At 36.5% G+C, this 14,325-nt stretch carries 14 protein-coding genes and 1 pseudogene; 5 read left to right on the top strand and 10 right to left on the bottom strand.

Going from position 1 to position 14,325, the window contains the following annotated elements; translation table 11 throughout:
• Positions 1 to 125: 125 nt before the first annotated feature.
• The 4 genes and pseudogenes from L656_RS0106365 to L656_RS0106350 all read right to left on the bottom strand — a co-directional run.
• Positions 126 to 2,036, bottom strand: a complete 1,911-nt coding sequence (locus tag L656_RS0106365; RefSeq protein WP_024598547.1) for an aminotransferase class I/II-fold pyridoxal phosphate-dependent enzyme — start codon at positions 2,034 to 2,036, stop codon at positions 126 to 128.
• Positions 2,037 to 2,330: 294 nt separating this feature from the next.
• On the bottom strand, positions 2,331 to 3,020 hold the full coding sequence (locus tag L656_RS0106360) for a GGDEF domain-containing protein (protein ID WP_024591501.1): 690 nt from the start codon (positions 3,018 to 3,020) through the stop codon (positions 2,331 to 2,333).
• The gene (locus L656_RS0106355) at positions 2,992 to 3,525 is read right to left on the bottom strand and encodes a hypothetical protein (protein WP_024598545.1); all 534 of its coding nucleotides are present in this window, start codon (positions 3,523 to 3,525) and stop codon (positions 2,992 to 2,994) included. The genes L656_RS0106360 and L656_RS0106355 overlap by 29 nt, the downstream gene beginning before the upstream one ends.
• A 4-nt stretch (positions 3,526 to 3,529) precedes the next feature.
• A pseudogene (locus tag L656_RS0106350) lies at positions 3,530 to 3,778 on the bottom strand (endonuclease III); the annotation flags it as partial.
• Positions 3,779 to 3,845: 67 nt separating this feature from the next.
• On the opposite strand from L656_RS0106350, the gene L656_RS0106345 reads away from it, so the two are divergent.
• The gene (locus L656_RS0106345; RefSeq protein ID WP_002962286.1) at positions 3,846 to 5,507 is read left to right on the top strand and encodes a recombinase family protein; all 1,662 of its coding nucleotides are present in this window, start codon (positions 3,846 to 3,848) and stop codon (positions 5,505 to 5,507) included.
• A 77-nt stretch (positions 5,508 to 5,584) separates the two neighbouring features.
• Here L656_RS0106345 and L656_RS0106340 read toward each other — a convergent pair whose 3' ends face one another.
• The gene (locus tag L656_RS0106340; protein ID WP_002962287.1) at positions 5,585 to 5,788 is read right to left on the bottom strand and encodes a hypothetical protein; all 204 of its coding nucleotides are present in this window, start codon (positions 5,786 to 5,788) and stop codon (positions 5,585 to 5,587) included.
• Between the two features lie 567 nt (positions 5,789 to 6,355).
• Here L656_RS0106340 and L656_RS0106335 point away from each other — a divergent pair.
• The 3 genes from L656_RS0106335 (at position 6,356) to L656_RS0106325 (ending at position 8,830) form a co-directional block, all read left to right on the top strand.
• Positions 6,356 to 6,748 (top strand): hypothetical protein, encoded by a 393-nt coding sequence (locus L656_RS0106335; RefSeq protein ID WP_010558040.1) that lies wholly within the window; start codon positions 6,356 to 6,358, stop codon positions 6,746 to 6,748.
• 129 nt (positions 6,749 to 6,877) lie between these two features.
• Positions 6,878 to 7,162: a hypothetical protein gene (locus L656_RS0106330; RefSeq protein ID WP_002962289.1), complete on the top strand. Its 285-nt coding sequence runs from the start codon at positions 6,878 to 6,880 to the stop codon at positions 7,160 to 7,162.
• A gap of 714 nt (positions 7,163 to 7,876) precedes the next feature.
• Entirely contained in the window at positions 7,877 to 8,830 is a 954-nt protein-coding gene (locus tag L656_RS0106325) for a replication initiation protein (protein ID WP_002962290.1), read from the top strand.
• Between the two features lie 35 nt (positions 8,831 to 8,865).
• Here L656_RS0106325 and L656_RS0106320 read toward each other — a convergent pair whose 3' ends face one another.
• On the bottom strand, positions 8,866 to 9,744 hold the full coding sequence (locus tag L656_RS0106320; protein WP_002962291.1) for a hypothetical protein: 879 nt from the start codon (positions 9,742 to 9,744) through the stop codon (positions 8,866 to 8,868).
• A gap of 807 nt (positions 9,745 to 10,551) precedes the next feature.
• On the opposite strand from L656_RS0106320, the gene L656_RS0106310 reads away from it, so the two are divergent.
• Positions 10,552 to 10,749, top strand: a complete 198-nt coding sequence (locus L656_RS0106310) for a hypothetical protein (RefSeq protein WP_002963063.1) — start codon at positions 10,552 to 10,554, stop codon at positions 10,747 to 10,749.
• Positions 10,750 to 11,421: 672 nt separating this feature from the next.
• Here L656_RS0106310 and L656_RS0106305 read toward each other — a convergent pair.
• The 4 genes from L656_RS0106305 to L656_RS0106290 form a co-directional block, all read right to left on the bottom strand.
• Entirely contained in the window at positions 11,422 to 11,829 is a 408-nt protein-coding gene (locus L656_RS0106305; protein WP_024598543.1) for an energy transducer TonB, read from the bottom strand.
• A gap of 566 nt (positions 11,830 to 12,395) precedes the next feature.
• Complete coding sequence (locus L656_RS0106300; protein WP_002963060.1) at positions 12,396 to 13,127, bottom strand: MauE/DoxX family redox-associated membrane protein; 732 nt, start codon at positions 13,125 to 13,127, stop codon at positions 12,396 to 12,398.
• 28 nt (positions 13,128 to 13,155) lie between these two features.
• On the bottom strand, positions 13,156 to 13,668 hold the full coding sequence (locus tag L656_RS0106295; protein WP_010388415.1) for a DUF305 domain-containing protein: 513 nt from the start codon (positions 13,666 to 13,668) through the stop codon (positions 13,156 to 13,158).
• 133 nt (positions 13,669 to 13,801) lie between these two features.
• Positions 13,802 to 14,320 carry a DUF411 domain-containing protein gene (locus L656_RS0106290; protein WP_002963058.1) on the bottom strand — a complete coding sequence of 173 codons (519 nt, stop codon included), beginning with the start codon at positions 14,318 to 14,320 and terminating at the stop codon, positions 13,802 to 13,804.
• Positions 14,321 to 14,325 lie beyond the last annotated feature (5 nt).

Here is a 14,325-nt window from a genome sequence, read left to right as displayed (position 1 = left end):
TTTTTATTTAGAACAACTAGATACAAAAATTTTTGCCTAGTTCTAGCGTAATTTTCTTAACGTTAAATAGACCCCGTATATAAGCAGATTGGTATTATTATCGAGATAGTATTAAACCAATACCTTTATTTTTTAACCTTACCCTTAAGAACATAAATTTCACCATCGAAACTGCCTTGTATCGTCAGTCCTTGGCTTGCCAACTCTTGTAAATATTCGATATGGTCATTAGTGATATGCTGGCCTGGTACCAAAAGCGGAATGCCCGGTGGGTATGGAGTAACTAAACCTGCACAAATGCGGTTGTTGCTTTTACTGATAGGTATAGATTCGCGGTCGCCATAAAAAGCATCGCTTGGAATACATGCCAAGTCTATGGCTGGTAAGTTTTCAGGTAAGCGAGCTCTGCGCGTCGATTTCGACAATTTTACTTTACCGCTATCTAGCTTTTTCAATGCATTGTACAAACGAATTATCTTCGAACGCGTGCCACCAAGCGTGAGTAAAACCAAGATGGTGCTGTGTGTGTATTTTTCTATCTCCAGCCCAATTTCATCCAGTAGATATTTATGAATATCTTTTAATGAGTAAGGTAGCTCACTAATATCAATAAGGATTTTTAATGGATCGTGACCCATGTTATCACCACTAAAATGCGGGAATATTTCCATAAAGTCTTGCTTAGCTAATACTTTAATTTGCTTAAGCGAGGCCATCTGTTGTTTAAACTCTTCAACATGATTTAGCAGCGCATTGAGCAGCTTATAACCTTCCATCTCTAATTGCTTTTGGCACACGTCAAGCGATGCAATAAGCTGATATTTAGGCGATGTACTAGCGTAGATACTATAAATCTCTCGAAAGAAATCAGCATCAAAATCGGGGTCGTTAATATGAATATAAGACGCTTGAGAAAACGCCGATACTACTTTATGCGCCGAATGTGTGATGTAGTCAGCCCCAGCATGTATTGCAGAATAATGACGAAAGCTAGGATGAAACAAAGAGTATGCAAACCAGGCTTCATCTATAAACACCTTGATACCATATTGATGAGCATAATCTACGACTTGTTTCAGGTCGCTAAGTAGGCCATCGTAGGTACAACCGGTAAGCACTAGTAATTTAGCATCAGTATTATTTTCAATTGCTAATTTGATGTCGGCCAACGACGGTGGCGCGAAAATGCCATATTTTGGATTTAAAATACTCGCCAAATAAATGGGGTAACTAGCTGATTGCAAGATGCCATAGTGTACTGACTTGTGGCAATTACGGTCGACAATTACTTTATCTCCCTTGCGCAGGAGTGTCTGCAAAATGATCTTATTTGAGGTAGATGAACCATTTGTAACAAAGTAGGTGTGCTTAACTTCAAACGTCGCCGCTGCTGACTCTTGAGCGCGACCAATGGTATTAGTGCTGTCTGACAATGAACCTAGTGAGTCTACCGAAACTGACAGGTCGCCAACAAATACATTGCGGCCGTAAAACTGATAAAAATCTTTGATGTAAGGTGAGTTTCTAAAGCTAGAACCCCCACTATGACCCGGTGTATGCCAAGAGTCATTTGCTTCACCGACGTAACGGCGATAAGCCGTCCAAAATGGCGTTTCTGAGCGGTCGTCAAAATCGTTAATCATATAACCTAAAATAGCTTCTGGGTCAGAAATCACTTCATCTTTAAAAAAGAATGATTCGATTTCTTCTGATTCGTTAACGATCTCCAGCCCTTTAGTGTCGTCGCCAATAACATAAACCGGTAACTCAAGACGAATTGTCTTTAAATCCTCGATAAAGCGGCTATACATCCGCTCACCCACTTTATTATGCATATCCCAACTGAGAACCACAGCTTGAATATCACCATCTTCCTCTACATGTTCCAACGCGCGTTTAAGCTCAAGGCATTCAATAATATCGATATGAATATCATCTCGCTCAAAGTTAGGAATGGTCTTTGATAGATTCGTTGAAAGCCCTTGTAAGGTGGCTGGGTCTTGTTCAATTATCAAGATACGAAGTAGAGGTAACATAGAGGGTTTCGCAATATAATTTTATAATGCTCACTAGCATAACCAAAGGAGTGAGACTTGTGAAATTAATACTTTGATAATGTTCTATTAATAGTCACAATCTCCGGGTTATCTAAATTAAATTACAAAAATATTGTTAGGCCTTGGGTTAAAAACACGACTCAATTTATTGTTAGTGAGCGTTTAGTTAATGTGGCGCAATTTATTAATAATATAGAATCGACTAGCAGCTAAACGATTAGCTATCTTATCACTAGAGTTCGAATAGAAGTGTGCTAGCCAAGGCTTAACCTGTTAGTTATCAAATACGATAACTTGATTTTTACCAGCACTTTTAGCTTGATATAACAGTTTATCTGCGTTTTCATATAATTTTTCAAACTTACAGTGTTTTGTATCGCCTTTATCTACACCAGCACTAATTGTAACTCTTTGCAATTCAGGTGATATATCAGTTAAATTAAGACTCGCAATTGCCTCTACAAGNCGTTGTGAAATCATTTTTACAATTTCAACATCATGGCTAGGAAAGAAAACTACAAACTCTTCTCCGCCATATCGCCCTACAATATCTTTCTCTCTAGTTTGAAATTTTAGAGCATGGGCTACTCTTTGAAGGACTTTGTCACCAGCATTATGTCCAAATTGATCATTGATGAGTTTAAAGTTATCTATATCTGCAATTAGTAAAAAGCCGCTTTGTTTATCTAAGCGTGAAACTTGTTCATGGAAGCCTCTCCTATTTAATACTTTTGTCAGAGGGTCGATTAACGATTCATTAGTGATGGTTATATTTAGTCGTTTTAATCTTTTAATATGTCGAAATGAGAAAAGTAAAATTAGAATGAAAAGGCTAAGATTAATGAACAGAATTATATTTAACCTAATATGATCAGCCGCTTTGTTTTGCCAATCTATTTCGCTTGGAAATGCAAAGCTACTGAATAAAGAAAGGCTAATTAGTGCTAAATTTAAAATATACATTTTTTGATAAAGTAGAAACATAAATTAGGCAACTTATAAATGAATGTAATAATAGACCTTGAATACCAATACTTAAATAGGGCCCAATCATCTTTGCATCAGATACATCTAGCAAAACACCCCATGATACAACCAGGTATAAAAATCCAATTAAGAGTAGAGATAAAGATATCGTTTCAGGCTTCAACTTAGTTACATACGTTGAAAATAAAATTATAAGAAGTAATGAGCTTATCGAAGATAAAACAGTCATCGGCTCAAACCAAAAACTTGGGGCCTCAATAAAAGAATGATTTTCATTAGCTTCCCAAAACTCAGGAAAGGTCAAAACCTGTAAAAGATCGACATTTGAAAATATGATCAAAAGTTCTTCAAATGTTACTCCCGCAACAGACTCGTTAAAAGCAATAAAGGTGATAAAGCCATTTGAAAGCCAGATACAGAAGGCTGAAGTAAGTGCTAAAAGCAAATTGTATAATTGAGTTTTACCACTATAGCTTTTCAACTCGTTATTCCGTTTTATCTTTAAACTCACACAAGTCTTCAATAATACAGCTGCCACACTTAGGTTTACGCGCTACGCAGGTGTAACGCCCGTGCAGTATTAGCCAATGATGCACGTCTACTTTAAATTCAGCAGGTACAACCTTTTCAAGCTTTTGTTCAACAGCAACTACGTCTTTACCCATGGCAAGCTTGGTACGGTTAGATACACGAAATATATGTGTATCCACGGCTATTACAGGCCAGCAAAAGGATAATAATAGTAGATACTTATATTGTATTGATTTACACTGTATATAACAACAGAGGTGAATCAAAAACATGAATAAGCATACTACTTTAAAACCATTACTCTATAGTTATATACGCTTTTCTACAATCGAACAGGCTAAGGGGCAGTCTTTAAATCGGCAGCTTAGTTTTGCTAAAGAGGTTGCTAAGGAAAAAGGGCTTGAGCTTGATGACTCATTATCAATGCGTGATATGGGGTTAAGTGCGTTTCATAAAACCAATATTACCCGGGGCGCTTTGGGTATATTTTTAGCGGCGGTAGAGCAGGGTAAGGTACCGGCGGGTTCTATTTTAGTGCTTGAAAGTTTGGACCGCATTTCTCGTGCTGCGCCGCTTGAAAGTCAGGGCATTATTGCACAAATTATTAATGCTGATATTACGGTGATCACGGCGGCTGACCGTAAAGAGTATAATAAAGAAACCATTAAAAAGAATCCGATGGATTTGGTTTATATTATCCTGGTGTTGATACGGGCCAATGAGGAAAGTGAAACTAAATCTCTGCGGGTTCGTTCTGCGTTGACTAAGCAATGTGATGATTGGTTAGCCGGCAAACGTGGTTTTAGGGTTAAGTGTGGTAAGCCGCCTAGCTGGGTAGTGTGGAATGATGATAAAAAGTTATTCGACTTCGATCCGCACAATAAAGCTATTATGCTGCGTAAGCTTGAATTATTTAAAAAAGGGCACGGCGGTATAAAAATAGCTGAGCTTATTAATGCAGAGTTTGGTGCGGGTACTGTTCACCACACTGGGGCTAATGTTTATAAAGAGGTAAAGCGCCGTTCGTTAATTGGTGAGCTGAATGTAAAAGTAGGCGATGCTGATTACGTTCTTGAAGGTTATTACCCGCCATTAATGAGTAAAGTTGAGTTTGATTTTTTAGTCGCAGATTCATCTAAACGAGGTGCTACGAAACACACACAAAAGTTTGTGGGGATTTTATCGGGCGTTGGTGTATTTAAATGTGGTTGTTGTGGTAAATCGGTCGGTTCGCATGTTGTTTATCGTAAAAAGTGTATTGATGAAGTAAAAAGTAGCCATAAGCGCTATGGTTGTGTTGAAGCTAGGCGCAATAATAACTGTACAATGAGTTCTACAGTGCAAATTGAAATGGTTGAAAGTGCTGTTGTTAAGTTTTGCCAGGATAAAGTAAACCTGCAACGTATATTGCTAGGGGGCAGCGACCGCGAATTAATTAATACTGAAGAATCAGCACTGGTTGCGCAGCTTGAAAAAATTAATGACGATATAAACTCACTTACAGAAACGCTTTTAATACTTGAGGGCACGCCACCACAGGCGATAGCTAATAAAATATCAGCCCTTGAAACACAAGCGCGTGACATTCAAACCCAAATAGATACCAGTAAAAACAAGCTTGCTAAAATTGACCACTCTTTTCGTGATGAAGTAACAGACCGCTGGTTATCGCTTACTAAAAACCTTGTAAAACTTTCCAATGACGAACGTTTAGCTATTCGCCAGCTAGTTAAAGATACTTTTAAAAGCATCAGTTTACAGCTAAATACATTTAGCGGCGATAAAGGTGGCCTCAATAATGTTTTTGAGCACCTATTAGGTGCCTCAAATGCTGACTACTTTGAGCTTTTACTGGAATTTCATAATGATAAGAAGCGTTTGTTGCGTCTGCATAAACATACTGGTGAGCTAGTTAGTGGTTATGACTTTTGACGTAATTACGAAGTGGCCTGACGCAAGTTTACCCTTGCAACAGGCCATATTCAATATTATTTAGTTGAAGGGCTTAGTTATTTAGGTTCTTTAAAATAATTAGGATCAATACTTGTAAACCTGGCACAAAAGGTTTTAATAATATGATCTAGCATTGCTTCAAAGACCATTAACTCAACAACCATACCTGACTGAATAATCTTACCTTTATTGGTTATTATCGCTAGCGCATATCCTTTTTGCATTTGCAGTCCATTATTATTAGAAGAAATAATTTGCATAGAAACCTTTAAGTTATTAATAAAAGAATTGGTTAGCTTGAAGGCTTAATTAATCAAACTAACAGTACTATGATAACTATTTTCAAAATTTTTCAAAATTTAGGGATGTTTTGGATATTTTTCTGAATCCCTCCGCTAAATGGGGAGTTAGATTGCATCTTGATTAAAATTCAGAGAAAAACACAAAAAATTTTTTAGATAAATAGAGAATTAAGTAATGTGTTTTGTATATTTATCAGGAAATTATTGAAGTTGGTTTATTAATTGTTCAATACTTATTACTGATAGGTAGGCTCAAGTTACTCTTCACGCTGAATTGTCTAAGCACTTAAAATATAGGTTTACTTTCTGGACTTTTTAATAACCACGACTAAAACTATTGTTAATACGGTCGCAGGTAATAACCAAATATATTCCGCCATATTATTCATCCTCAAGGTTGTACAGTGATATTCCAACATTAATGATTTTTATTATTTTTGCAAATTAAACCAACAAAACGCAATTCTTCACTTTTACCCATTGCATGGCCCTAGTTAATTTCAGGACAATTAACGAGGACAAATCATGAAAAATATTAAATCTCAATTTATTCGCCAATACGTTCGAGCCAGTAGATCTCCGTGGGATGACTGCTCTACAATTTTATTGTTAGCAGATGTAGTTAATGAACAAACATTAGAGTTAAATTTCAATAATTACATCTATTTACATAGAGATAGCGTTGGAAAAATACTTGGCATTAGTATTTCAAATAGTATGTTGGAAAAAAATCCAAGTTTTGAGAATAGGTATTTAGAAGGGCACGACATGACGCTTTTTTTACTTATCTACATAGAGCAAATAACACAGTTTTGTGAGCTGTTCTCTGAAGAGTTCCAGCAAATATTTATGCAAACGCCAACTACATTTTTTGCAGCAACAGAAAGTGATTGGGTCGATATTATCGACAATGCATAACCCCCTAAGCGAACATTTGTTCGCTTTTTTAAAAATATTTTTCGTAAACCGTTTTAAATACCCATGCCTGATTTTATTTACTAATACGTTATCGATTTTGATAACAAAACACACAAGGATAGTGAAAAAATGAAACATACATACGTATCAACATTGGATTTTTTAAATTTATTACACTCATTTAGCCGAGTAATCACCGCTAATGACCACCAGATAAACTTATTAGAATTACGCAGTGATAATGCGAATTTAGATGAGCTGTGGGAGGTTATTGGCCCTGAAATTACAGCGAATAAAACACTAAATGAGTTTGCTATGCGAAAACTTGCTTATGAGCTCATGCACAGCCTAATTAGCCACCCAGTAGAGCGTGTGGAGCTGCCGTGTGACTTCGAGGATGATGTTTATCCCTAGGGTCTAATTGAAAAAATTAACGATTGAAACTGAGGTCATAATGGTTATTTTCAAAATCAAAATAACAGCCTAATCATATCTCCCAAAATATGCCTGAATCATTATTTGCTGATTCGTTGCCCTAACTGCAATAGCGTTTAATAGGGCATTTTACTCAGTTACTGAGTATCAAACCTGGGAGGGGGTCCTGCGCAAATACAGGGTTTCGTTACGATGCCTCAAAAGCGAGGTCATTGTAATCATGTTTGGCAAGGCCATAGGTCAAATGCACAAGGGAGGTAGATTTATGTCTATCTCCCTTTTGCGTATTTCAGTAAGTCAGTTCACTCAGTAGTTTTATTACAAATGATAGTGGCGGGGTAAAAAAATAAAAAATAAAAAATAAAAAAATAATTAATTTATTTTTTAACCGTCAGAAATGAATTAATAAATTTATAAAAGTTGCAAATGTGCCTGTATTTTTATTTTTTCTATTTTAATACTTTTAGAGGGGGTTATCTTATTGAAATTAAATAAAATATTTACTGTTTTGGTGGGCAATTTATATGTTTATTGTGGCATTTTATACGAAATGAGTAGGCAATTTATACGGTTTAGGGGGCCATTTTCACTGTAAATAAATAAAACTTTTTTTACCAAAAAACTTACCGAAATTTCTTTTATTCGTTGAGCCGCGGTTAGCATAACAGCATAAACTAGAAATGAGGTAGAGAAATGAGTAGTAAAAATTCTCCAAGAATTGTTTTCGGCAATAAGCTGTTACATGCGGGTTATTCGCTCGATATTAATGAGCAGCGATTAATAAATCTCGCGCTGTCTAAAGTAAACTCCAAAAAGTCTAACCCAGGAAAAATTCTGATTTATCCAACGGAATATGCCAAGTGTTTCGGCCTGAGTAAGTACAGCGTTTATGAGCAGCTGAGTTCTGCCGCAGAGTCACTCAGAGATAAATCTGTAAGCATTTTAGACGATAGCGGGCAGTCGCTTTCAATTCCTTGGGTGAGTAGCGCTTCATACGAAAAGGTGAAAAATCAAGGGTCTTTCATTACACTTGAGTTTTCAGAAGAAATCGAGCCGTATATTTTTAATATAGAGAAAAATTTCACAAGGTTATTTTTTCATAACACAGTAAAATTAAACAGCCTAGCATCATTTCGGTTGTATGCACTCCTAAACGAGGTGCGAAATTATAAAAATTACAAACGACAGGGCGCGGTAGTTGTGAATTTTCAGTTGCCAGAGATGAAACAAAAATTATTTTTATCTGAATCATATGGAGCATGGCGCGATTTTAAAAACCGCATCCTGTTACCTGCTATTGAAAAAATTAATGCCCACACAGATGTACGCGTAACGTTTAAGCCTAAAAAAATGGGTAACTGTATTACTGCCATTGAATTTTCCTATTTTACTCAATGCTCTAGTGAAAGTGAAGAGTTTGCTAGGCCAAGACTATCTCGTCGCCCTAAAGTCAATAAGGGGTCGCATGCTGAGGGTGTGTGGGCTCGGGGAAACCTCAATCGATTAGGAAATTATGAGCTATCAAACCAAAACGAAAACCCCGCTTTTAGATTGGCAAAAGCAGATATAAGGCGCTGTATAACGTATGCAAAAATCATTGGTGACGATGAAGCTAAGATTTTTTACTCTAAACAATTGAATAAATAAAATAATCATGATGTCTCAATGTTGATACTACTGCATTACGAGTAAAACATTTTTTCAATTTCAGAGCACAATTTAGTTCGGTATATTATTGAGGCACGCAGCAGCTCAGCATCGCTCTCACTGAGAAGTGGTGCTCGTGTCTTCTTGTCAAAACGTTGCGGCATTTCCTCAAATAGTTGTTCGTGGAGTCGTTTAATGTCATCAAAAATTTTGACCGATTGAGAGAATAAAAAAATCTTACTGTAATCGTTTTTTTTTAACGAGGCCAAATATTTTAGTAAAATGACCTGTCGTGCCGTTTTATTTTTAAATGAATGCTCAATTTCAACTGCTGCAACAGAGCCATCTAGGAGTCGCACAGCACCATCCACAGTTCGTGCATCAGATAGGTTATTAATACGTTTAAATTCAGGCTCGGTAATGAATCCACTCCACATTGGGGCGTACGTTTCATCACTGTGATAATTATGTATACCGCGCAACATTACAAATGCGTTTATAAGGTTGTGTGCTACATTATTTTGGTTGAACTGCAGAGCAGGGTTTTTATTACTCCTAAAATACACGTCGATGCCCATTAACTCCTCGGCAAATTTGGCAGCAGTATAGGTAGGCACATAGACGCGACCATCTGGACTGCGGTGTGTTTTTACTACACGCAGTAAACCATCTTTTTCTAGCCTGTTTAGGTGTTCCAACGCGAGGCGATGATTAATGCCGTAGAGCCAACGCACAATGCCTGGTGTAACAATAGAAAACCGAATTGCAATAAGCACCGAGACCTTGGTTCTGTTAACCCCTTTTTGGTGGTTATTTTCGCCTAGATAATACCGCATATTAATATCAAAATAGCGAGGGTAGTGAGTATGAAGCGGGTTTTTCGTTTCTAAATCTTTTGATGGTTGCTGAGTCAATTCAAAAATCCTTTTGGTGAGTTAATTATTAAAATTAACTAGCACCGCAACACAAAAATTATCATCATTTTATAATTATATTGCCGTTTTTCATTCCGAGATGCTCTGGCAGCATGTACGGAATGATTGTCGCGATAATTATCGCAACAAAAGCCGCTTTCAGCGGATGGCCTCGTCGCTTCGCTACTCAACCATAGGTCTAAAACGCCCGTCAGCTCTGGTGTTGCTCCGCAACGAGCTGGCTCAACGCGCTATCGCGCTAGCGTTTTATACCCAGCGCGAATGCACCGAGCTACGCTCTGTACTGACCGCCATACTGCCGCTTCAGACAATGCGATGGGTGCCCCATTATCCGCATTTTTCTTCGCTTTTATTTTCTGACGAAAATTATGGTTCGATATCAATTTGTGCCAAATTTTAATCGAATTTCGCTGATGCGAAACACTATCGCGGTCAGTACAGACCAGCTGTACATTCGCGCTTTCTCCATGTGTCTACGGCTTCGCCTACACCACATTACGCGCTTGTTGGCCTCATTCTGAGGCGCTATTTTGCAGTTTTTCGTGCCGAAAAATGCGATCTAAAAACCTGTCTTGCAGACAAAAGCCGCCTTCAAATTAAACTTATTAATAAACTTTTTAGATAAAGAGGAGAGGGTTTTTACTAAAAAAATTAAGTGAAAATAGAAGAAAAGTGAATGCCTTATTCAAACTGTTTGTTGCTGAGCTGCGCAGTCAAACAAGTTTGTTTTTTATCACGAAATCATTAAATTTGAAAGCATTAATTAATGATTATTAAGGTTTAAAAATGAAAAACGACGCTAATGATATTGCTATTAATCCAACAACAGGACTACCTATCACAAATGCCAGTACTAATATCGTAGATGTTGGTGGCAATGTGGTGGGCCAGCCAGACAGGGTAATGACTGTTTATGAAATTGAAGAGTCGATAGGTGACTCTATAGAACATGATTCTTTTGATGCTTTTGATGACGGTTTTTAATGTCCAAAATTTTAAAGGCTTTTAGCCAATATCGAATAGAAATTACCTATTCGATTATCGCATTTAGTGGCTCAGCTATATTGTGTTTACAGTTCCAATCCACTGAAAACTTCGCTTGGTTTATCGCTCTAAGTTTTTTTTGCACTAGAATGATAACAGGTATCTATAACTACGAATATTATCGAAAAAGTAACACCCCAAGCATGAAGGTCATGCTTAAGCATCTCCTTATTAAATTTGTATAACCCTTGTTTATTTGTCCTAAACGCAAAGCGCTCTGAGTTAATCAGGGTGCTTTTTAGTTTTATATGTATGTAAGTTACTGACCAGCCAGCCTTTAAGCTAGTTAAAATATTTTAATTCGACAAATATCAACGTATAAATTATGAAATATAAGATATCGGGTTTGGGTTTGTGGGTACCATCACTTAAGCTGATTTTGAGTCACAGATTGAGAATAATAACTACAATTTGAAGCAAAGTAGGGCACAAAAATTGATATTTTTTGATTAGAGCTTAACTTTAAATTTAGAGTAAGAGTATTTTCAGTTAGTGCCAGAGTAGGTCGGATAAGCTAAGAGCCATCAGGCGGAGAAAAACACTTTATCAATTATTATTTTATCGAGTGGCTGGAGAGTGCCATAAGCGGACACTCATAACCTTAGTCACTTGTTAAGTGTTCTTTTCTGGGGCGAAGGTAAATATTATATTTTGTACTACTTTCTTGTCTGCTTCACTTAGGTACGAAATATCAAACGGTTCCGAAGATTTAATGGCTTTTAACGCTTCTTTTTCTAGCTCTTTTTGGCCCGTAGAACGCACGATTTTAGAAAACTTTAGATAACCATTATCATCAATATTTATATGCACTTGCACTTTGTGACCGAAACAAGTTTCGCAAACAAATAAATGTGATTCAATTAGGCTCTTATTCTTACTGACCCACTTTGGAACATCAGATTTTTCATTAAAATCTGCAGCCTTTCTAGTTGAAATTTTTTCTCCAGGTAATTCATGCTGAATAGTTGAAGTGCAGCCCACCATGAGCAAAACAAGATAAAGTTTGACTAGATATTTCATAATTTCCTAGAGCATATAGGATGTTTATAGCGAGCGAATCGCACGTTCTTCTACCACAGCGTCGCTCGTTTATCTTAATTACCCACTTGTAACAAACTTCTTAACTATTTGCCAGCACTACCAAAATACAGTAGTTCTGGTTTTTACTTCAGGACAAAAACGAGCGATTCGGTCGTTTTCTTGACTATGCAGGCAATATATATTTTGACGAAATTGAAAAGTAACTGCTAACGACCGCTTATCGCTCTAAGCGGACTAGAAAAATTTCACAAAATTTATTAATTAAATTTATAAATTCTTAAACACTAGGATGATTAAAAATTTATTGCCAAAAGAATTCTGGAATCAAATTTAGATTAGATCTATTTAATAAAATTAGAGGGCTAGTGCTTTTTTAAATCATGCAATTGATAAAAAACTTTAGTCTCGTTGTAACTTCAAGATACCTTAGAGAAGCCAGAGCAAATTGATGGCATTTTAAGTTCAGGCAGAACCAGACTCAACTACTGAATCTGGTTCGTGCTATAAATAAGCTCGTCATCATATTTTTAAATTAAAGCTGTTATTTACCTAACAAACATCCAAATACCGGCAGCTATCATAAATAAGTTTTCTGTTAGAGAGATAAACCCTAGTGGTACGTTACTGTCACCGCCTACACACGCACATTTTAACTCTCGTTTATCTATATAGACTGCTTTTATCACTGAAACAGCACCAACCCCACCTATGAATAATGAAATAGGGGCAATAATATAGGCTGGTAACCCGGCTATCATTCCAATGCCAACAAATGCTTCTAAAAATGGGTAAACATAAGCGTACCTGACTACTTTCATAGCGACTAAGTCATAGGTTATAAATGAATTAGTAAAGCTAAATAAGTCTTGAAGCTTTTGTATTGCTAACACTGCCATTGTTAGGGCTACAAACAGTTCAGCGGTTTGCATTGATAATAAGCTATTATCCGATGCAAAACTAAATGCCACACTAAGCAAAAAACTAACCGAAAAAATCGCAATCACGGGCGTGTAAGTTGTACCTTCTTGGGCTGCTTGTGGCTTATTAAAGTAATCACGTAAATCGTCGTAGCCACCTATACGTTTATTATCAATAAATGCTTGAGGTGTAGTTTCTACACTGTGTTGTTTTTTAAATTCATCTGTTTGCTCTCGAGAAGTTAAAAGCTGATCATCAACTGTATATCCCTCTCGCTCTAGTAGGTCTTTTGATTTTAAACCAAACGGACAAATATGCTCATCTGTTGCCATTCTAAAAAGTTGGGCTGATTTACTCATGCTTTACTCCTTATGTTATGCGGTTTATTTATTTATTTGAATTGAAATCTGGAACAGCTCTTAATTGTGCTTGAGCATTGGTTTGTGCAATGCCGTTTTGCTCTATATCTTTTAGGAGCCATTGCATTTCTTTTATTTCTCGCTCTTGGGCTTCAATTATATTTGTAGCAAGCTTTTGAACGCGTTTATCTTTGATTTTTGCCCTGTCACTGGTGAGTATGGCAATTGAATGATGTGGGATCATCGCCGACATCCATGAGCTATCATCAACAGTCACTTGTGAGCGAACTAAAAATAAACTTCCTGCAAATACGGCAACACTAGCAATGAGTACTGTTATATTTTTCTTTTTATCTTTATACATATTGAGCATGAAAAGTAGCATTATCACTGCCATCGTGGCTCCCATATAAAGCGCCATATAAGTACGAGTTTCACTAAAATAAACATGACTAAGTTGGTAGGTGTTCAAATACATCAATACAAACATGGTTATTGTGGATGTTGCTATCATTAAAAAAAATTTTGAATAGTGTGACATTGTATTGCTCCTTAAAAGTTTTGTATTTTGTTTTTACATGTGAGTAATTTTTACACTATCAAGCTCACAAATCAGTGTTTCCTGTTGTGTAAAATGGGTATTTAATAATTAACTCAAGAATTATGCCGTTAGGCTAAAATTGCTCGCTGGATTTACTTATGTATCTGTAGGTTTCTTCATTTGAGTTGTCAGTGAGTAGTTCAATATTATATTTGTGAAATATACCCTCCATTTCCATTCCGGGAGTGCCAATAGGCATGGCTGGTACACTTAAGCCTGTAATGTGCGGAGCGTGTTGCCCAGATAAAAACTGTTTTATATGTTTAACGGGAACATGACCTTCAAATACAAATCCATCGGCTGACACGGCTGTATGGCATGAGCGCATATTAGGTTTTATTTGATACTGAGATTTAATCGACCCCATGTCATTAACGTTAATTGCTTTTGTTTGAATATTGTTTTCACTCAAATGAGCAATCCACTTATTACAACATCCACAATTTTTACTTTTATAAACGGTAAGCTCAATTTCAGGTTTTTCTGAATTTTCATAGATTATTGATGTTTTATGCTGTTTTTCGATACTCATTGCCGAAAATGACATAGTTAATGATAAAAAAAACGCTGAGGTAATGTAGATTACTCGCATTGTTA

This window comes from Pseudoalteromonas sp. TAE56 (assembly GCF_000497955.1).
Taxonomy (GTDB): domain Bacteria; phylum Pseudomonadota; class Gammaproteobacteria; order Enterobacterales; family Alteromonadaceae; genus Pseudoalteromonas.
The sequence above is the reverse complement of the archived record's forward strand: the minus strand, read 5'-3'. Positions and strand labels throughout refer to the sequence as shown.